The sequence below is a fragment of the Allobosea sp. 05T422_2 genome (genome assembly GCF_056396265.1).
Genome location: NZ_JBFTLD010000079.1, coordinates 14,519 through 33,425, shown reverse-complemented (window position 1 = coordinate 33,425; position 18,907 = coordinate 14,519). Strand labels below are relative to the sequence as shown.

At 65.0% G+C, this 18,907-nt stretch carries 19 protein-coding genes and 1 pseudogene; 14 read left to right on the top strand and 6 right to left on the bottom strand.

What is annotated here, in order from left to right; translation table 11 throughout:
• The 3 genes from AC1DJT_RS15785 to AC1DJT_RS15775 form a co-directional block, all read left to right on the top strand.
• The coding region (locus AC1DJT_RS15785; RefSeq protein WP_476834394.1) for an HAD family hydrolase at nucleotides 1–422 on the top strand (422 nt) is incomplete at its 5' end.
• Complete coding sequence (locus AC1DJT_RS15780; RefSeq protein WP_476767958.1) at nucleotides 407–1,213, top strand: metallophosphoesterase; 807 nt, start codon at nucleotides 407–409, stop codon at nucleotides 1,211–1,213. The genes AC1DJT_RS15785 and AC1DJT_RS15780, both read left to right, overlap by 16 nt.
• The gene (locus AC1DJT_RS15775) at nucleotides 1,210–1,386 is read left to right on the top strand and encodes a hypothetical protein (protein WP_476767959.1); all 177 of its coding nucleotides are present in this window, start codon (nucleotides 1,210–1,212) and stop codon (nucleotides 1,384–1,386) included. Before AC1DJT_RS15780 ends, AC1DJT_RS15775 begins: the two co-directional genes overlap by 4 nt.
• A gap of 13 nt (nucleotides 1,387–1,399) precedes the next feature.
• On the opposite strand, the gene AC1DJT_RS15770 is transcribed toward AC1DJT_RS15775, so the two are convergent.
• The 3 genes and pseudogenes from AC1DJT_RS15770 to AC1DJT_RS15760 form a co-directional block, all read right to left on the bottom strand.
• Nucleotides 1,400–1,693: a hypothetical protein gene (locus AC1DJT_RS15770; RefSeq protein WP_476767960.1), complete on the bottom strand. Its 294-nt coding sequence runs from the start codon at nucleotides 1,691–1,693 to the stop codon at nucleotides 1,400–1,402.
• Complete coding sequence (locus tag AC1DJT_RS15765) at nucleotides 1,693–1,782, bottom strand: DUF4113 domain-containing protein (RefSeq protein WP_476767961.1); 90 nt, start codon at nucleotides 1,780–1,782, stop codon at nucleotides 1,693–1,695. Before AC1DJT_RS15765 ends, AC1DJT_RS15770 begins: the two co-directional genes overlap by 1 nt.
• 409 nt (nucleotides 1,783–2,191) lie before the next feature.
• A pseudogene (locus AC1DJT_RS15760) lies at nucleotides 2,192–2,439 on the bottom strand (IS66 family transposase); the annotation flags it as partial.
• Nucleotides 2,440–3,353: 914 nt separating this feature from the next.
• On the opposite strand from AC1DJT_RS15760, the gene AC1DJT_RS15755 reads away from it, so the two are divergent.
• The 3 genes from AC1DJT_RS15755 to AC1DJT_RS15745 all read left to right on the top strand — a co-directional run bounded on the left by AC1DJT_RS15755 (nucleotide 3,354) and on the right by AC1DJT_RS15745 (nucleotide 6,546).
• Nucleotides 3,354–4,580 carry a pyridoxal-phosphate-dependent aminotransferase family protein gene (locus tag AC1DJT_RS15755; protein ID WP_476834393.1) on the top strand — a complete coding sequence of 409 codons (1,227 nt, stop codon included), beginning with the start codon at nucleotides 3,354–3,356 and terminating at the stop codon, nucleotides 4,578–4,580.
• Between the two features lie 78 nt (nucleotides 4,581–4,658).
• Nucleotides 4,659–5,009, top strand: coding sequence for a cupin domain-containing protein (locus AC1DJT_RS15750; RefSeq protein WP_476768013.1), 351 nt, complete (start codon nucleotides 4,659–4,661; stop codon nucleotides 5,007–5,009).
• A gap of 130 nt (nucleotides 5,010–5,139) precedes the next feature.
• On the top strand, nucleotides 5,140–6,546 hold the full coding sequence (locus tag AC1DJT_RS15745) for an NAD(P)/FAD-dependent oxidoreductase (RefSeq protein ID WP_476834392.1): 1,407 nt from the start codon (nucleotides 5,140–5,142) through the stop codon (nucleotides 6,544–6,546).
• A gap of 83 nt (nucleotides 6,547–6,629) precedes the next feature.
• Here AC1DJT_RS15745 and AC1DJT_RS15740 read toward each other — a convergent pair whose 3' ends face one another.
• Nucleotides 6,630–7,718: a hypothetical protein gene (locus AC1DJT_RS15740; RefSeq protein WP_476767964.1), complete on the bottom strand. Its 1,089-nt coding sequence runs from the start codon at nucleotides 7,716–7,718 to the stop codon at nucleotides 6,630–6,632.
• Between the two features lie 2 nt (nucleotides 7,719–7,720).
• On the bottom strand, nucleotides 7,721–8,737 hold the full coding sequence (locus AC1DJT_RS15735) for a histone deacetylase family protein (protein WP_476834391.1): 1,017 nt from the start codon (nucleotides 8,735–8,737) through the stop codon (nucleotides 7,721–7,723).
• A 146-nt stretch (nucleotides 8,738–8,883) separates the two neighbouring features.
• On the opposite strand from AC1DJT_RS15735, the gene AC1DJT_RS15730 reads away from it, so the two are divergent.
• From AC1DJT_RS15730 to AC1DJT_RS15700, 7 genes are all read left to right on the top strand, one after another.
• Nucleotides 8,884–9,249, top strand: a complete 366-nt coding sequence (locus AC1DJT_RS15730; protein WP_476834390.1) for an aminotransferase class III-fold pyridoxal phosphate-dependent enzyme — start codon at nucleotides 8,884–8,886, stop codon at nucleotides 9,247–9,249.
• The gene (locus tag AC1DJT_RS15725; RefSeq protein WP_476834389.1) at nucleotides 9,240–10,109 is read left to right on the top strand and encodes an aminotransferase class III-fold pyridoxal phosphate-dependent enzyme; all 870 of its coding nucleotides are present in this window, start codon (nucleotides 9,240–9,242) and stop codon (nucleotides 10,107–10,109) included. The genes AC1DJT_RS15730 and AC1DJT_RS15725 overlap by 10 nt, the downstream gene beginning before the upstream one ends.
• 69 nt (nucleotides 10,110–10,178) lie before the next feature.
• Entirely contained in the window at nucleotides 10,179–11,783 is a 1,605-nt protein-coding gene (locus AC1DJT_RS15720; protein ID WP_476834388.1) for an ABC transporter substrate-binding protein, read from the top strand.
• Between the two features lie 69 nt (nucleotides 11,784–11,852).
• The gene (locus AC1DJT_RS15715) at nucleotides 11,853–12,830 is read left to right on the top strand and encodes an ABC transporter permease (protein WP_476834387.1); all 978 of its coding nucleotides are present in this window, start codon (nucleotides 11,853–11,855) and stop codon (nucleotides 12,828–12,830) included.
• Nucleotides 12,827–13,666, top strand: a complete 840-nt coding sequence (locus tag AC1DJT_RS15710) for an ABC transporter permease (protein ID WP_476834386.1) — start codon at nucleotides 12,827–12,829, stop codon at nucleotides 13,664–13,666. Before AC1DJT_RS15715 ends, AC1DJT_RS15710 begins: the two co-directional genes overlap by 4 nt.
• On the top strand, nucleotides 13,663–15,327 hold the full coding sequence (locus tag AC1DJT_RS15705) for an ABC transporter ATP-binding protein (protein WP_476834385.1): 1,665 nt from the start codon (nucleotides 13,663–13,665) through the stop codon (nucleotides 15,325–15,327). The genes AC1DJT_RS15710 and AC1DJT_RS15705 overlap by 4 nt, the downstream gene beginning before the upstream one ends.
• Nucleotides 15,328–15,330: 3 nt before the next feature.
• Nucleotides 15,331–15,936: a helix-turn-helix domain-containing protein gene (locus tag AC1DJT_RS15700; protein WP_476767971.1), complete on the top strand. Its 606-nt coding sequence runs from the start codon at nucleotides 15,331–15,333 to the stop codon at nucleotides 15,934–15,936.
• Here the strand turns inward: AC1DJT_RS15700 and gcvA are convergent, their stop codons facing one another.
• The gene (gene gcvA, locus AC1DJT_RS15695) at nucleotides 15,937–16,911 is read right to left on the bottom strand and encodes a transcriptional regulator GcvA (RefSeq protein ID WP_476767972.1); all 975 of its coding nucleotides are present in this window, start codon (nucleotides 16,909–16,911) and stop codon (nucleotides 15,937–15,939) included.
• 336 nt (nucleotides 16,912–17,247) lie between these two features.
• Between gcvA and AC1DJT_RS15690 the strand changes: the two genes are divergently transcribed.
• On the top strand, nucleotides 17,248–18,843 hold the full coding sequence (locus AC1DJT_RS15690) for an ABC transporter substrate-binding protein (RefSeq protein ID WP_476834384.1): 1,596 nt from the start codon (nucleotides 17,248–17,250) through the stop codon (nucleotides 18,841–18,843).
• The last annotated feature ends 64 nt before the right edge of the window (nucleotides 18,844–18,907 follow it).

Below are 18,907 nucleotides of genomic sequence, written 5' to 3'. Positions count from 1 at the left end.
CTTCTATCCAGCTGCGCCCCGGAATGGCGGTGCTTTGGGCAGCGCTCCGACGGGCTGACTTGCGCATCGGAGTCTGCTCGAATCTGGCCCAGCCTTATGCTGAACCGCTGCTAGCTATCCTCCCAGGTATTCCTGACGCGCTCGTCCTTTCGTTTGAAGTCGGCTTCATCAAGCCACAGCCAGAAATCTTTCATTGCGTTTGCGAGGAACTCGGCCTTCGCGCCGAGCGGATCTTGTTCATCGGTGACACCCTAGAGGCAGATATCGTGGGGCCGAGGGCCGTCGGCATGCACGCCATGACTATCGACGCCTTCGAAGCAGCTGTGAACGGTCGTGAAGAGCGCCGGATATCCGCTGACGAAGTGCAGTCGCCTGAGATCCATCAGCTACTCGAGCGGGTGCGCGAATGCGTCTGCTCGTGATTTCGGACCTTCATCTGGAGTTCGGGCCATTTGAGTTCCCGACGCCCATGCCAGAATTCAACGTGGCCGTTTTTGCTGGCGACATTGGTCAGCCTATTGTCGGCGCGATCGAGTGGATGGCCCGCCAAAGGGAGTCCGGTCCCCTAATGGGATGCCCCGTCGTCTATGTCGCAGGAAACCACGAGTTTTACCGCAGCGAGATGAAGTCGAATCTAGCCGAGGCCAGAAGGGTCGCTGACAACGCCGACATTCACTTTTTGCATCGACGGGTGGTCAGCATCAATGGCGTCCGCTTCATTGGGTGCACGCTTTGGACCGACTATCGACTGCTCGGAACTCCCAAACCCTCGATGATCACGGCTGGCCAGGAACTGAATGACCATCGCCTGATCCGGTACCGCGAGGAGAGCGGACACTTCAGTCGCTTCATGCCATGGCACGCCGCGGCAGAGCATCGGCTCGATCTTGCTTTTATTCGCGGCGAACTGGCAACTTCGCATGACGGGCCGACCGTCGTGGTGACCCATCACGCGCCACACCCGCAATCCGTTCAGCCAAGGCACCAGGGCAGCGCGCTGTCGCCGGCATTCGTGTCAGATCTCAGCGCTATGATCGAACAGTTTCAGCCTGAGCTCTGGATCCATGGACACGACCATGGATCGCACGATTATCGGGTAGGCAAGACGCGCATTTTTGCAAATCAGGCCGGCTATCCAAACCTCCACCGGGATCGCGAGAACAGCGGGTTCGATCCGCGCTGCGTCATTAAGGTCGATGGAGCGCTGAAATGAGTGGCTACAACGAAGTACAATGCGAGAGGACGCTGCCTGCCACCGATCCGGGGTGTGGCACGATGTTTCACACGCGAGCATTCATCGCCGTCTTCGGGGAGAAGGGCGGGATTGTTGCTCGCCAAAGCCTCCCGGCGGCCATGAAGTATCTGCCGTCCGGTGTTGTCGGATGATCGCGCCGGTCGTTCAATCTGGATACTCGCGGGCGAGCCGATCATAAGCGTCCTCGGCTGCGGCGTCGCCCACCATGGCATTTTCGATTTCATTCTCGTCGACGAGCACCCCGCCGAAATGGCCGACGAAGGCGCGAGCCAAGCCTCGGTCTTCGAATGCGCTTCGGACCGTATCGGACCCTGGAAAGCGATCGAGAACCCGGAAGCCGATTTGCCAGTCCCCACACCAGCTCTCGATCCTGCGCAGGCGCTCCGGCGCGGCGACGGGGTCCAATATCATTTCGACTTGATGGATGAATCCCGACATCACGCTCTCCCTACGACCGGCACCTCTTCGAGCCGCGTCGTGTAACGCGGCGAACGCATATCGCGGGGGCGTTCTTGATCAGCGCCCACGACAGGTCGATCGGTGTGTCGAGGTAGTCATCGGCCGGCGAAGGAAAGCCCGCGCGCACGGCCTTCAGGTAGACCGGGAGAAAGATTGGAGGTCCGAGGACGGCGGGKGACATGTGCATCGCGATGCGCTCCCATTTGCAGAACATAACAAGAACATCAGAAGGCGCGAGTCAATGTGAATCAAGTAACAGGAGCACCCAGATCGCCGGGGAGGCCGAAGAACGTCCACCGGAGTAGGGCGGCTTAAAACCCGGCCGCGCCCGGGAAGGCTGCCGCGAAGCCGCCTGGGAATGGGGGCAGCAGAGCTCTGTTCTCATCTCTGAAGCGATCCATCAGATAGGTCCCCATAGACCAGCTCCGAAACCCGCCGTCGGCGGCCTTTTCAGCCATGACCGCGCGTATGCCGGTCGAGTTCATCACGATCGAGCGCGACGCCCTGGCGCGCATAGATCTGGGCCTGACGATACAGCGGCAGATGATCGGCATATTTCGAGACCAGAACTTGGGCGACCGTCGCCTCGGTCKGGATGCCGCCCTGCAGGCGCCTGCACCACGACGTCCTCGCAGGACCGGCAGGCGTATTTCGGTCGGCGCAGCACTAACTAGCACGCGGAACTGGGCCGGCACTATGTCCAGACGCTCGGCGACATCCTCGCCAGGACTGGAAGGGTGCACGAGGGTTGATGGTGATCGGAACGCGGCCGCGAACCAGGCACACCGCAGCACAGTCCGAGCTTCGCGCTCGCTCGCTTGAACGGACCTGGTCAGCGGACCCCATCAGGGCCAGCGGCCATTAGCGCCGCGCCAACAGGCCGGAAAGATGACCGCACCCGACCGATCGTCAGGTCATCCCAAATGAACCCTTGCAGAGCAGGGGCCGTCCAAAGATGACTATGCTGTATCGCTTGACGGACCGCCGCTGTCGTCGTGGCGCTCCCGTGGTGAACCTGGCCCCTAGCGCATCCCTCGATTCATGCGTTGAGATTGCACCATCAAAGCCCGGGATCAAACACCTAAGCGAAATTRTTTGCTCGACTGGACCCGACTCAACATACAGCGCTTCGTACTCCCCTGCTGGATGCAGGCGACGCGCCAATCCCTGTAGGTCTCGTTGAGCGAGGAGGAGCGCCGGGAAGGCTCGAAGCGGCTGCGGTGGCACGCAACGCCTCGCCCGCAAGCTCGGTCCCAATCGAGCCGCCGAGCTTCTGGTGAGCGGCCGCTTCGCCAGCCCGCAGGGGAGGGCGAGTTGGGCTGTCGTCAACCGTGTTGTGCAGGATGGAATTACGAGCCCCGAGCCGCCCGGTCCTTTCGGGACGAGCTCCGAGGTGACCCTCGGCCTTTCCAGCTAACGATGAGAGCGCCCGAAAATCTAAATTAATATAATAATTATACTATAAATGATTCAGTAGATCGATGTTGATAATGTATATACATATAATATATATTCGAAACAATAAGATTGATTTGGCGAATTCTCTAATTTAATCCATGGCCTGAAAAAATATAATTTGTTGCGCTGTGCAAGCTGATTTCTAACTCGCGAACCGCATTCATTCGACCGCGAGTTCGTCATGTATCAGCCAGGCCGGCAGTTCTTGCATACACCAGGGCCGAGTGCGATTCCGGACCGCGTCCTGAATGCCATGCACCGGCAACCGCTGGATCTCAGTGATCCGCAGCTGGCGGAGATCGTGCAGTCCTGCCTCGTCGATCTCAAGGGGGTCTTCGCTACGGCCGGCGACATGTTCATCTATGCGGCCAACGGACATGGCGGCTGGGAAGCTGTGCTCAGCAACCTCTTCGCACCCGGAGAGGCAGCACTCATTCCGGAGACGGGATATTTCTCCGAAAGCTGGGCAGCCCACGCCCGCATGCTCGGCATCGACGCGCAGATCATGCCCGGCGACATCAGGCGCGCCATCGATCCGGAGCGGCTCGAAGCCACGCTGCGGGATGATCGCGCCGGCAGGATCAAGGCCGTTCTCGCGGTTCATGCTGACACGGCGACCGGGGTCGCCAGCGATGTTCCCGCCTTGCGCGCCGCGATCGATGCGGCCCGGCACCCGGCTCTGCTCGTGGTCGATGTCGTGGCCTMGCTGGGCGCCGCGCCGTTCCGCATGGACGAATGGGGCGTCGACGTCGCGATCGGCGCGTCGCAGAAGGCCTTGATGGGGCCGCCCGGCCTGGCCTTCGTCGCGGCCAATCCGCGTGCGCGAGCCGTCGCCGCAGATGCGCGCAGGCCGCGTCATTATTGGGATTGGGCGTATCGGCTCGGAGCGGAAGGATATCGCCGCTTTTGCGGCACGGCGCCGGAGCATGGCCTGTTCGCACTCCAGGCCGCCCTCCAGATACTGCGCGAAGAGGGGCTCGCCGGGGCGCAGCTCCGCCATGCCAGGCTCGCGCGAGCCGTCTGGCATGCGGTCGAGGCCTGGGGGGTGGCCGGCGACCTCTGCCTGAATGCCCTCCGGCCGGACGAGCGCTCGACCTCCGTCACCACGATCCTGACGCCGGCGGGTTTCGACAGCGGGCGGGTCCGAGAGCACGCCCGGGCATATCGCGGCGTCGCGCTCGGTGGCGGGCTCGGTGCGCTCGCCGGCCGTGCGTTCCGGATCGGCCATCTCGGCGATCTCAACGAGCCGATGATCCTGGGCTGCCTCGCAGCCGTCGAATTGACCCTGCGCGATCTCGGCCTGCGTTGCGGCCGGGATGGCCTGCCTGCCGCGATCGAAAGCCTGGCTTCTTCGGGGCGCGCCGCGGAGGCGCCGGAGTTTCCGAGGTCTGCGGCCGTGCCGGCCTGATCCTGCATCGGGCTCGACAGATCACCACACGAGGCGCCGCCGGTTCACCGGCGCCGACACCGGGAGATGACCGATATGATGCCCTTGTTTTTGCCGATCGACGTTGCTGGCGTGGAGCCGGTCGCCATCGCGATCGCCAGGGAACGCGTCGTCGAGGGCGCGCCCGAGGCGAGGGCCTGGATGATGGAGCGACATGCCGGTGGCAGCGTCACCTCCGGCATCTGGGAGGCGACGCCGGGCACCTGGCGCGTCGCCTATGACAAGTGGGAGTTCTGCTCCATCCTCTCGGGGGTGTCGATCCTCACCGAGGATGGCGGCGTGCCGCGCACCGTAAAGGCGGGCGACACTTTCGTCATCCGTCCCGGCTTCACCGGGCTCTGGCAGGTGGTCGAGACGACCCGCAAGACCTTCGTGATCCACCGGGCCTGATGCTTGGGTGAGCACAACATGCCGTCGCCGCCGCTCATCCATCGAATGAGACTAAATCATTTGCCGCTGATCGTGGGCGCTCGATAGCTTCTCTCATGCCGGCGTCACGATGCAGCGCCCGGCTTTCCCCATGTCCCACCGGCTCGTGCTTCGGCCGGATGCCGCTTTCGTCGGCGTCGCGAAGGCGCACCGTTTTCAGGAGGGCCTCGCGAGAGGCTGGCGAAAGATGACGCTCTTCAGCGACGGATTTGTCGAGACGCCCTATTGGTGGGAAGCGGCGCCGCCAGAGGAAGGTCGGCCGCAATCCGAGCTGCGGGATGTCGACTTCCTGGTCATCGGCGCCGGGCTGACGGGCCTGAATGCCGCGATCACTCTGGCCAGCGCCGGTTGCGACGTCGCCGTCGTCGATGCGCAATTGATCGGCGAGGCCGCGAGCACGCGCAATGGCGGGCAGATCCGGGCGGAGAGCAAGGTCGCAACCGGTGAACTCAGCAGGCGCTTCGGCGAAGACGTGGCGCGCGGGGTCCTTGCCGATTTCACCGCGGGCCGGGCCTTCCTCGGCGAGCGCATCGCTGCGCTGGGGATCGACTGCGACTATCAATGGACCGGCTTCTTCTTCGGTGCCCATACCCGGCGCGACCATCTCGCCCAACAGCTCCGGCACGAGAAGGCGAAGGCCGCCGGCCGGGTGATCGGGGCGGTGGTTCAGCCATCCAAACTCAAGAGCGAAGTGAAGACCTCGCTGTACCATGGCGGCTATCTCTATTTCGACGGCGGGCAATTGCATCCGGCGCGCTATCACGCTGGCCTGCGCCGGGCGGCTGTCGCTGCTGGCGCGTCGCTGTTCTCGCGCCTGCCCGTGCAGGAGATCGTCCGGGACGGCGCCGGCTTCCTGGTCCGCTTTCCGGGCAAGGAAATCCGCGCCCGGCAGGTGATCCTCGCCACCAACGGCTATACCGATCAGGCCGCGACCTGGGTCCGGCGTCGCCTGATCCCGGCCCGCAGCTACATGATCGCCACCGAGCCGCTGGCGCCGGGCCTTGCTGAAGCGCTGATTCCCGGCGGAAGGCCGGTCGCCGACACTAAGCGCATCCTCTACTATTTTCGCACCTCGCCGGATCGACGGCGGATCCTGTTCGGCGGCCGCGCCAGCTTTAGCGATGACGGAGCCCGCACGGCCGCGACGCGGCTGCACGGCTTCATGACGAATGTCTTCCCCGAACTCGCCCAGACGAAGCTGACCCATGCCTGGTACGGCAATTTCGCGCTGGCATTCGATTGGCTGCCGCATATCGGCGTGCACGAGGGCGTGCACTATGCCTGCGGCTGCAATGGCAGTGGCGTGATGATGCTGAGCTATCTCGGCCATGCGGCGGCGCTCAGGGCGATGGGCCACCCCGGCGTGATCAAGGGCCTCGACCGCGTGCCGTTCCGGACCCTGCCGACCTATGACGGCCGCCCCTGGTTCCTGCCGGTGGTCGGCAATGCCTACAAGCTCCGCGACGGCTGGAACCGGATGACCGACCGGGCGGCATAGGCCCGCTTTTCGGATCGTCTTTGCGGAAATGGCGAAGCGGCCCCGAGGGGCCGCTTCTTCGTTTTTGTCGCTCCGGGCGAGGCTCAGCCGAGAAATGGCATGATGAGCCGCGCCTGATCCGCTGCGTTGCGGGGATGGATCTGCTCGATGGTCGAGCCGGTCAGGACATGCAGCGCCCGTGTCGCCTCGGCGGTGAAGACGATCGTTCCGTCGGATTCGATGCGCTCGACGCCGTCCCAGCGGAGCGAGCGCTCGTTGATGGCGACGGCTTGCGCCTCGCTCCAGTGCTCGGCGAGATCGAGGCTGATCTCTCCGTTCTCGACACGCACGGGATAGCCGCCGACCAACCCGAGCACGCCGGGCAGATGCGTGCGCACCGGCGACGGGTGCAGCAATGCGCGCATGGCATCGATGGCAGCAGAGGCCGTGATCCGGTTGAAATGCAGATCGAACGGGAAGGGGAACGGAGCGCTCAGAGCTTCGTGGCCCAGCTCGCTGTAGTCCTTGCCGTCGACGGTCACCTGCAGGAGATAGGGCGGCAGCTCGGCCGCGGGCTCAGCCTGGAACACCGCGTATTCGAAGGCGTGCTGAGCCACCAGCCTGACCTCGACCCGCGCCGGTGGGACGCCGAGCCTCTCGCCCAGCAGTGCCTGGATCTTGGCGACGGGCTCGCGGACATTGCCGATGCCGCAACTCGGCCTGAGGCCGCTGCGCGCCAGGCTCGGATTGACGACGTCCGGGAAGGACGCGGCGATCCAGTGCGTGTCGATGGCGGCCTCCGCCAGGCGGTCGCGGAACATCGCCATCGGCGCGAGCTGGAGGCTGACATAGCCGCCGAACGGCACCTTCTCGGCCGGGGTTTCCGCTGCGCCGTCGAGCCCTCCTACCTTCCACCAGGGTAAGAGCGTCGGCGCGCAGAACACGATGTCCGGCGCGATGCGGCGCAGGGCGGCGACACTGGCCGGCTCGTTGAAATCGAAGCCCACCGCTTCGAATCTGGGGAAAAAGCCGTCGATGCCGCAGCCGAGCAGGGCGTTATTGATGCGGGCGCGTGCCTTGTCGATCGAGCGGCTCGCCACCACGATCCGTTCGAACAGGCCGCTGCGCCCCGCCGCTTCGAGCACGTTGGTGCCAAGCTCGCCGAGCGAGACGATGAGAAGCGTGGCAGACATGGTCACCCCAGGATGTCGAGAATATCAGCGACCGTCTCGCCGAGCGCAGCCGAGGCGTAACCGCCTTCCTGCACGATCACCATGGGCAGGTTCAACTGCGCGATCCGTTCGGCCATGCGCCGGAAGCCGGCATCGCTGACCGTGTGTCGCCCATGCGGATCATGGACCGAGGCGTCGACGCCGAGCGACAGCACGAGCGCCTGCGGAGCAAAGCCTCGGATGCCATCCAGCGCCGCCGCGAGCGCGTCGAGGAAGGGGCCATCGCCCGAGCCGACCGGGAAGGGGACGTTGAGGGTCGCGCCTTCACCCGCGCCTTCGCCGCGCTGATCGGCATAGCCCCAGTAAAACGGGTAATACTGGTCGGGATCGCCATGGATCGAGGCGAAATAGACGTCGCCGCGTTCGTAGAAGATCTCCTGCGTGCCGTTGCCGTGATGGACGTCGACATCGAGGATGGCGACGCGGTCGAAGCGCTTGCGCAGTTCCTCGGCGGCAACCGCCGCATTGTTGAGGTAGCAGAAACCCATGGCGCGATCGCTGCCGGCGTGGTGGCCGGGTGGCCGGCACAGCGCGTAGCTGCAGGCGCTGCCCTCGGCAACGAGCTGTGCCGCCGTCGCCGCGCCCCGTGCGGCGGCATAGGCGGCCTGCCAGGTGCCGTCCGTGATCTCGCAGGCCATGTCACCGGTATACCAGCCKAGCCGGCCGACAGGGCCGGCCGGGCAGCGCGCCGTGGTACCGCGCGGGTGCACGTTCGGCATGGCCGCAGCCTCCGCCCMCGCGAATGCGGTCCAGTCGGCCCGCGCCATCTGAAGGAACGAGACGAAATCCGCGTCATGCACGGCCAGGATCGGGGCGAGCCCGAGATCGCGTGGTTCGATCAAGGCATGGCCGCGCCGGACCAGCGCGTCGTGGATGAAGATTGCCCGCTCCGCGGTCTCCGGGCTGGGCACGACCTGGCCTGAACGAATGAAGCGCGTGCCGTTATGCGCCAACTGCTGAGCCGACCAAACAACCTGCATTCCGTTTCTCTCTTTCGGCCGGTCGACGCCTTGACAATGCAAATCAGCTTGTTTCCAATAGTCAACAAGTGAGCATAATAGAAAACACGGGTCAAGGCGGACCGCACGACAACGGCACGCCGGCTGCAAGGCGAGGAAGACGAAACATGCTGCGGAACACGGCTTCGGGTCAGCTCTTCGAACGGGGGCTGAAGGTACTGGTGGAGGGGGTGAGCTCGGCCTCGCGCGGGCCGACCAATTATGCCCCTTACCCGCCCTATATGCGCAGCGGCTCGGGCGCCCGCCTCCGCGACGTCGACGGCAACGAGTATATCGACTGGATGATGTCTTTCGGCGCCTTGCCGCTCGGCCATGCCCATCCGGCCATCGTCGAGGCGGTGCAGCGCGAGGTCGTGCACGGCACCCATTTCGCGACCGCGCTGGAGGTCGAGGTCGAGGTCGCCGAGATGCTGGTCGACCTGCTGCCGCATGCCCAAAAGATCCCCATGGCTGGTACGATGCGGTGCTGCTGAACAGCAATCCGCAATTGCCGACCTCTCTGGGCCACCCCAACGATCCGATCCGCATCCCCGACTCGTCGGGCCTGACGGCCGGCTCCTGGGCCGACACGCTCGTCGTGCCGTGGAACGACGAGGCGGCGCTGACGCGGGTCATGGAAGCGCATGGCCGGGACATCGCTTGCGTCGTGACCGAAGGCGTCATGACCAATATGGGCGTGATTCCGCCGAAGGACGGCTATCTCCAGTTCATCCAGTCGATCTGCAAGGCGCATGGCGCGCTGTTCTATCTCGACGAGACCGTGACCGGCTTCCGCCTGGGCGCCGGCGGCTGCGCCGAGCGCTACGGGCTCTCGCCGGACATAGTCACCTACGGCAAGGCGCTCGGCCAGGGCTTCCCGATCGCGGCGATCTGCGGTCCCGATCACATCATGGAAGGGCTCGAATGGGGCAAGATCCTGCATTACGGCAGCCATAACGCGCCTCGGCTCGGGCTCTACGCCACCAAGACCATGCTAGAGGTGCTGACGGCCGACAAGTCGGCCGGCTTCGCCCAATTGCAGGCCTGCGGCACGGCGATGGCCAGCGCGCTGCGCGAGGTCATCGGCGCCCAGAAGCGCCACCGGGCGATCGTCCAGAATGTCGGCTCGGTCTTCCAGATCTACTTCACCGACCGCGACGCGATCACCGACTACCGCGACTTCTGCACCCATGTGGACCGCGCCAAGTTCAAGACCTTCGCCAACGCCCTGATGCAGGAGGGCGTCTACATGTCGCCGGCCAACACGCTGCACAGCCTGAGCTCGCTCGCCCATGGCGAGGCCGAGATCAAGGCGACGGCGGAAGCGGTGGCGCGCACGCTCGCCACGCTGTGAGGGAACGGGCGGCGCCAAGACCGCCCGACCTCGCAACAACAATCAAGATCAAAACAAGGGGAAACGATCATGACGGGCTTCAACAAGCGGGAACTGCTCAAGGCCGGCGCTGCCGGCCTTGCGGCGGGCGAGCTGTTCTTCGGGCTGAGCCCGCTGGCGAGCGGCTCGATCACGGCGCTGGCGCAAACTGCCAAGCGCGGCGGCGTGGTGCGGGCGGTGGTTCATCCCGAGCCGTCGAGCCTGATGCTCGGCCTCGTCCAGAACACGCCGACGCAGATGGTCGCTGGCAGCATCTATGAGAGCCTGCTGAAATACGGCTCCGACCTGAAGCCGATCCCCTCGCTCGCCGAGCGCTGGGAGGTCTCGGAAGACGGCAAGGCCTACACCTTCMATCTCAAGCGCAATGTCAAATGGCATGACGGCAAGCCCTTCACCGCCGACGATGTCGTCTTCTCCACCGACGTCTTCCTACGCGAACTGCACCCGCGCTGGCGGCCGGTCGCGACCACCCATGTCGAGCGCATCGAGAAGCTCGATGATTTCACGGTGCGCTATCAGCTGAAGAACCCCTTCGGGCCGTTCATCCTGATGTTTGAATTGAGCACCACGCCGATCGTGCCGAAGCACCTCTATGCCGGCACCGACTACAAGACCAACCCCAACAACAACACGCCGATCGGCACCGGCCCGTTCAAGCTGGCGGAATGGACGCGCGGCTCGCATATCAAGCTCGTCCGCAACCCCGACTATCATGTCCAGGGCCTGCCCTATCTCGACGAGATCTACTGGCAGATCATCCCGGACTCGGCKGCGCGCGTCGTCGCCTACGAGACCGGCGCGGTCGATATCCTGACCGGCGGCACGGTTGAGAATTTCGACGTCGCCAAGCTCTCGAAGCTGCCGAACACCGCCGTCACCGGCAAGGGCTGGGAGATGATCGCGCCGCAGTCCTGGCTCTGGTTCAACCACCGCCAGGGGCTGATGGCGAAGAAGTCCTTCCGCCAGGCGGTGATGTACGGGATGGATCGGGAATTCGCCAAGGACGTGATCTGGAACGGGCTGGCGCGGCTGGCCACCGGCCCGGTCAACTCGAAGACCCGCTTCTACAGCGACAAGGTCACGCGCTATGGCTTCGATCCGGCCAAGGCCAAGGCGCTGCTCAAGGAAACCGGCTACAAGGGCGAGCCGATCCGCTTGCTGGCACTGCCCTATGGCGAGGCGTGGACACGCTGGGCCGAAGCCGTGAAGCAGAACCTCACTGATATCGGCATGAACATCCAGCTCGTGACCACCGACGTCGCCGGCTACGGCCAGCGTCTCGCCGACTGGGATTTCGATCTCGCCTTCACCTGGCTCTCGCAATTCGGCGATCCGGCGCTCGGCGTGGCCCGCACCTATGTCTCCAGCAACATCGCCAAGGGTTCGCCCTGGAACAATGTCGCCGGCTATTCCAACCCGGAGGTCGACCGGCTCTTTGCGGAGGCCGCGACCGCCAATGGCGATGCCGCCCGGCAGGAACTCTACACCAAGGTGCAGCAGATCCTGGTCGATGACCTGCCGGTCGCGTGGATGCTCGAGCTCGAGTTCCCGACGATCTACCGGAGCAATTTCAATAACCTGATCAAGACCGCGACCGGCATGAACGACGCCTTCCAGGACGCCTGGAAGGCCTGAGGCAGGCCGCCGACGGCAGCAAGGGAGAGCGCTTTCTCTCCTGCTGCCTCGGGAGCGTGGAGGGCGCGTGTGACGTTCGCATTGTTTCTGCTTCGAAAGGCGCTGGGCGCGGTCGTGATCCTGGTCGCCATCGCCACGCTGAACTTCTTCCTGCTGCGACTCGCGCCGGGCGATCCGGCCCAGGTCATGGCTGGGGAAGCCGGCGCGGGCGATGCCATCTTCCTCCAGCAATTGCGCGAGCGCTTCGGTCTCGACCGGTCGCTGGCGGAGCAATTCTGGATCCATCTCAAGGGCATCCTCAGCCTCGATCTCGGCTTCAGCTATCGCCAGCAACGCCCGGTGCTAGACCTGATCACTGAGCGCCTGCCGGCGACGCTGCTTCTGACCGGCTCGGCGCTGGCGATCTCGCTGATCGCCGGCGTGCTGTTCGGCGTTGTCGCGGCGCGCCGGGTCGGCAGGGCCTCCGACAGCGCGATCATGACGGGCTCGCTGGTGTTCTATGCCATGCCGCTGTTCTGGCTGGCGATCATCGCCCAGATCGTCTTCTCCAAGTATCTGGGGTGGCTGCCGAATGTCGGCTACGAGAGCATGGGTTCGGGCTTCACCGGCACCCGGCGCGCGCTCGATATCGGTCGGCACCTGATCATGCCGGCGATGACGCTGGGTCTGTTCTTCACGGCCGTCTATGCCCGGATGATGCGCTCCTCGATGCTGGAGGTCTCGCGCTTCGACTATGTCAAGACCGCCTATGCCAAGGGGCTGACGCCCGGCGCGGTCGTCCGCCACCACATGGTTCCGAACGCGATCCTGCCGGTGGTGACGCTGGCCGGTTTGCAGGCCGGCCAGCTCGTCGGCGGCTCGCTCCTGGTCGAGACCGTCTTCGCCTGGCCGGGAATCGGGCGACTGCTCTTCGATGCCCTGCTCCAGCGCGACTATCAGGTGCTGCTCGGGGTGTTCTTCACCTGCTCGGCCATGGTCATCCTGTTCAACATTCTGACGGACCTGATGTACCGGTTCGTCGATCCGCGCATCGAGGCGGTCTCGTGAACTCCTTCCTGCGAACCTTCGCGCGCAATCGTGGCGCGGTGATCGGGCTGTGCATCCTCGCGATCGTCGTCATCGTCGCGCTCCTCGCCCCGCTCCTGTATCCCGGCTCGCCCTKGCGGATGGTGCACCGGCCCTTCCTCGCGCCCTTCGTGCTGGACCGGGCGCCGCTCGGCTCGGATACGGTCGGGCGCGACATCCTGGCCGGGCTGGTCCATGGCGCGCGCGTCTCGTTGCTGATCGGTCTGGTCTCGACGCTGGTCGCCTTGCTGGTCGGCGTGCCGCTCGGCGCGATCTCAGGCTATTTCGGCGGCTGGGTCGATGCCGCGCTGATGCGGGTGACCGAGTTCTTCCAGACCATTCCCTCCTTCGCGCTCGCCATCGTCATCGTCTCGATCCTGCAGCCCTCGGTCGCCTCGATCGTGCTCGCCATCGCGATCGTGAGCTGGCCGCCGGTGGCGCGGCTGGTACGCGGCGAGGTGCTGAGCATCCGCACCCGCGACTATGTCCAGGCGGCCGTGGTTACCGGCCTGCCGGTCCGCAAGATCATCCTCGGCGAGGTGCTGCCGAACGTGATCTCGCCGGTGATCGTGCTGGCCTCGCTGATGACCGCGACGGCGATCCTGCTGGAAAGCTCGCTGTCCTTCCTCGGGCTCGGCGATCCGAATGTGATGAGCTGGGGCTACATGGTCGGCTCGGGCCGCAGCCGCGTGCTTGACCAGTGGTGGATCAGCTTCATTCCGGGCTCGGCGATCTTCGTTACCGTGCTGGCGCTCAACCTGATCGGGGAGGGGCTCAACGACGCCTTCAACCCGACCTTGCGCGGGAGGCGGGCATGAACGCGCGGGCGGCGGAGCCGGTCCTCTCCATCCGCGATCTCGCGGTCGCCCTGCCGGGCGGCGGTGATCGTGCCCATGCCATCCGCGATGTCGGCTTCGAGGTCCGGCGCGGCGAGACGCTCTGCATCGTCGGAGAATCCGGCTCCGGCAAGTCGATGACGGCCCATGCCGTGATGGGGCTGCTGCCACAGGGGCTCACCGTCGGGGCCGGCGAGATCAAACTGGCCGGGCAGGTGCTGACCGCCTGCACCGATCGCGAATGGCGCGCCATCCGCGGCCGCTCCATCGGCATGATCTTCCAGGAGCCGATGACCTCGCTCAACCCGGTGCGGCGGATCGGCGACCAGATCGTCGAGGTCTTCAAGGCCCATGGTGCCCTGACCCCGGCTGAGCGCCGGGCGAAGGCGCTGGCGCTGCTGACCGAGGTCGGCCTGCCCGAGCCCGAGACATTGCTCCGCGCCTTTCCGCATCAGCTTTCCGGCGGCCAGCGCCAGCGCGTGATGATCGCGATGGCGGTGGCGCTGGAGCCCCATCTGCTGATTGYCGACGAGCCGACCACGGCGCTCGACGTGACCACGCAGGGCCAGATCCTGAAGCTGATCGCCCGCCTCCAGCGCGAGCGCGGGATGAGCGTGCTGCTGATCACGCATGATTTCGGCGTCGTCGCCGAGATTGCCGACCGGGTCGTGGTCATGCACCAGGGCCGCGTCGTCGAGAGCGGCGCGGCCGTTGAGGTCCTCCAGCGCCCGCAGCATGCCTATACCCAGGCGCTGCTTGCCGCGGTGCCCTCGCTGACGCCACCGCCTCCTACCTCGCTCAGTGGGCAGCCGATTGCACTCAGCGTCGAGCGTCTGCGCAAGACCTATGTCAGCCGGGCGAGCCTGTTCAGGGCGCCGCGGAAGGTCGCTGCCGCCGACGATGTCAGTTTCACCCTGCGCCGTGGCGAGACGCTCGGCCTGATCGGTGAATCGGGTTCCGGCAAGTCGACGGTCGGCAAATGCCTGGTACGCTTGTTGGCGCCGGATGGCGGTGCGATCCGGCTGGGCGATGCCGATTTCCTTGCCTTGCGCGGCGAGCCGCTGCGCGCTGCGCGCCGCAAGGTGCAGATGATCTTCCAGGACCCCTATGCCTCGCTCAATCCGCGCAAGACCGTCGGCCGGATCATCACCGACGGGCCGATCGCGCATGGCGTCGCGCGGGAGCAGGCCGAGCGCCGGGCCGGCGAATTGATGGAACTCGTCGGTCTCAATGCCGACAGCCTGAAGCGCTATCCGCATGAATTCTCGGGCGGTCAGCGCCAGCGCATCGGCATCGCCCGTGCGCTCGCGCTCGAACCCGAGGTCATCGTCGCCGACGAAGCGGTGTCTGCGCTTGACGTCTCCGTGCAGGCGCAGGTGCTCGCGCTCCTTGCCGAACTGAAGCGGAAAATGGCGCTGTCGCTCGTCTTCATCACCCATGATCTGCGGGTTGCTGCCCAGATCTGCGACCGGGTCGCGATCATGCAGCGCGGCAGGATCGTTGAAATCGGCGCGACGGGCGCGATATTTGCTAGTCCTGAACATGCCTACACACGGGAGCTGCTCGCAGCCGTGCCGGGCGCGCCTCGCGKGGCGTCGCAGCGGGAAGGCGCCATCGGCGCCGATGAAGCGAAAGGTCGTTGACGCATGCCGGATATCGCCACGCCTCTCGTGCCGGATACCGGATCGGCGCGCCCCCAGATGAGGATCGGAGAGCGAATTCGAGCGTCGCGCACCGAACAGGGATTGACGCTCGACGAGGTCAGCCGGCGGGGCGGCGTCTCGAAATCGGCGCTGTCGAAGATCGAGAACGGCCGGGCCTCGCCGACTTTCGAGGTGCTGGAGCAGGCCGCCGCCGGCCTCGGCGTCACGCTGGTCAGCCTGCTCTCGGAACAGGGCGCCGGCCAGCCCGGCCGCCTGACGACGACGCCGGCCGGGCAGGGCCGGCGCAGCGAGGAGGCGAACTACATCCACGAGTATCTCTGCACCGGGCTGAAGGACCGGCGGATGGTGCCGTTCGTGACCACGGTCAAGGCGCGGGCTGCACATCAATTCGAGAAGCCGGCCTCGCACAAGGGCGAGGAATTCCTCTACGTGCTGGCCGGCGAGGTCGCCTTCGTCAGCGGCACCTATGACGAGATCAGGCTTAAACCCGGAGACAGCCTCTATTTCGACAGCCGGCTGACCCATCTCTGCTATACGACGGGCGATGTCGATGCGACCCTGCTCTGGGTCTGGTGCGAGACCGGTTGATCACCCGTCCGCAGTGGCTGCGGCCGGAGCTGCTCGCCCCTTGGCCGTGCGTGAGGCCGATGGCCGGGAGGCAGGCATCATCGAGGCCTCATCCATCACTTGTTTGGCGAGAAAGGCCCGGAACGAGCGGATGGCCGGGTGGCCTTCCTTCGCCGGCGCATAGAGAACGTAATAGGATTGCTCGCAAGCGATCGAGAAATCGAACGGGCAGACCAGCCGGCCGGCCTTGATATCCTCGAAGATCAGCGGCGTGCGGCCGAGCGCGATCCCCTGGCCGTTCATCGCGGCGAGCAGCAGGGTGTTGCTGTCGTCGATGATCAGGCCGCGATTAGAATTGACCCGGCGCGCACCGGCGGCGCGCAGCCACTGCCCCCACTCGGCATGGTTGTCCTCGTGCAGCAGCGTGTAGTGCCGCAGATCGTCCGGCTTGTTCAGAGGCTGCTCGTCGCGCAGATAGTCGGGCGCGCAGACCGGGATCAGATGGCTGCGGCAGAGCTGTTCCGCATGGAAGCCCGACCATTTCCCGTCGCCCCAGCGGATCACGAGGTCGATCTCGGTCTTGATCAGGTCGCGGCTCGAGATCGAGTGATAGAGGTGCAGCTCGATATTCGGGAATTCCGCCGTGAACGAGGCCAGTCGCGGCAGGAGCCATTTCGAGCTGAGCGACGGGGTCAGCGAGATGTTCAGGCTGGCGCTCTGGGCGGCATGGGCGCGCAGGTTGCGGATCGTCGCCTCGATATCCTGAAACGCGCTGGTGAGGATGCGGAACAGGTTCTCGCCCGCCGTGGTCAGCGCGACCTTGCGGATCTGCCGGTGGAACAGGGAGAAGCCCAGCTTCTGCTCCAGCCCCTTGATCTGGTGACTGACGGCGGCCTGCGTCACGCAGAGTTCGTCGGCGGCGCGGGTGAAGCTCGCCAGGCGCGCCGCAGCCTCGAAGACCTTGAGCGCTTTCAGATGACTGAGAGAGACGTGCATCGGTCTGCCGTGAGCGCCGGAGGGGCGCGGGATCGCATGATCAGAGCGGATAATCTCGATGCGCACGAGTTATTTTTTTTAATGCATGAGATGAAGTCATATCATTTGTCAGCCTCCCGCCGGCTTTCCTAACCTTCGACCGATCTTCCGCCTCGCAGCAGAAGAATGCGGACGGAGGGCTGCGTTGCCGGCGCTATTTGCCGGCCAAATTGCGATGGACACCGGGCAATGGCCGGTCGCCTGCGAGCGCGACGACATGAGCCGACAACAGCGAAGCAGCAGCACAAGTCGGCACAAGCCGCAGGCTGCGCAGGACAACGATCTCGGGAGGAATACATGAAGGCGATATTCTTCAGGACAGCCGCGGCTGTCGCGCTGGCGGCTGCGATGACGTCCGGTGCATTGGCAAAGACGATGACCTATTGCTCCGAGGGCAGCCCGGAGAACTTCAACCCGCAGATCAACACGACGGGCCCGAGCCTCAGCGCCGCCCATCCGGTCTTCAACCGGCTCGTCGAATTCGAGCGCGACTCGACCAAGCTCAAGCCCGGCCTGGCGGAATCCTGGGAGATCTCTCCCGACGGCCTGATCTACACCTTCCGCCTGCGCAAGAACGCGAAGTTCCATGCGCGCAACCACTTCAAGCCGACGCGCGGCTTCACCGCCGACGACGTGATCGCGACCTTCGACCGGATGTGGCGCAAGGACCACCCCTATCATCAGGTCTCGGGCGGCGCTTACGACTACTTCAACGACATGGGCTTTCAGACGCTGCTGAAAGCTATCGCCAAGGTCGACGATCACACGCTGCGCGTCGAACTGACCAAGCCCGATGCGACCTTCCTCGCCAGCCTGGCGATGACCTTCGCGTCCATCCATTCGAAGGAATACATGGATGCGATGCTGAAGGCGAAGACGCCCGAGAAGGTCGATCAGGTTCCGGTCGGCACCGGCCCCTTCATGTTCGTCGAATACAAGAAGGACGCGACGATCCGCTACACGGTCAATCCCGACTATTTCAACGGCAAGCAGCCGATAGACCGCCTCGTCTACGCGATCACGCCGGACGCCGCCGTGCGCATGGCCCGCGTCCAGGCGGGCGAATGCCTGCTGGCGCCCTATCCGAGCCCGGCCGACCTGCCGCGCCTGAAGGGCGACGCCAAGCTGAACGTCATGGAGCGGGAGGGGCTCAATGTCGGCTATCTCGCCTTCAACACTAGCAAGAAGCCGTTCGACGACAAGCGTGTCCGCCACGCCGTCAGCATGGCGATCGACCGGGACGCTATCGTCAAGGCGGTCTTCCGCGGCACCGGCATCGTCGCGGCCAACCCGATCCCGCCGACGATCTGGGCCTATAACGAGACGCTGAAGCCCTATCCCTACGATGTCGAGAAGGCCAAGGCGCTCTTGAAGGAGGCTGGGGTCGGCGAGCTCTCGATCGATCTCTGGGCCATGCCGGTGCAGCGGCCCTACAATCCGGACGCCCGGAAGATGGCCGAGATGATGCAGGCCGACCTCGCCAAGGTCGGCATCAAGGCCGAGATCAAGAGCTACGAGTGGGGCGAGTATCGCAAGCGCCTGCAGGCCGGCGAGCACACGCTCGGGCAATATGGCTGGATCGGCGACAACGGTGACCCCGACAATTTCATGAACGTGCTGCTGTCCTGCTCGACAGCTCGCCAGGGCGGCCAGAACATCGCCCGCTGGTGCAGCAAGGAGTATTCGGACCTGGTCGAACAGGCCAAGTTCATCACCGACATGCCGAAGCGGACGGCGCTTTACCGGAAGGCGCAGGAGGTCTTCCACGCCGAGGCGCCGTGGCTGCCTATCGCGCACGGCATCGTCTATCACGTCGCCAGCAAGAAGGTGAAGAACTACAAGATTCACCCGCTGGGCACGCCGATCTTCGAGGGCGTCGACATCGACGAGTAAGAGCCGCCATCGCCGCGGCGGAAGCGCATCCGCTTCCGCCGCCCTTTTCACGCAGGCGAGGCTC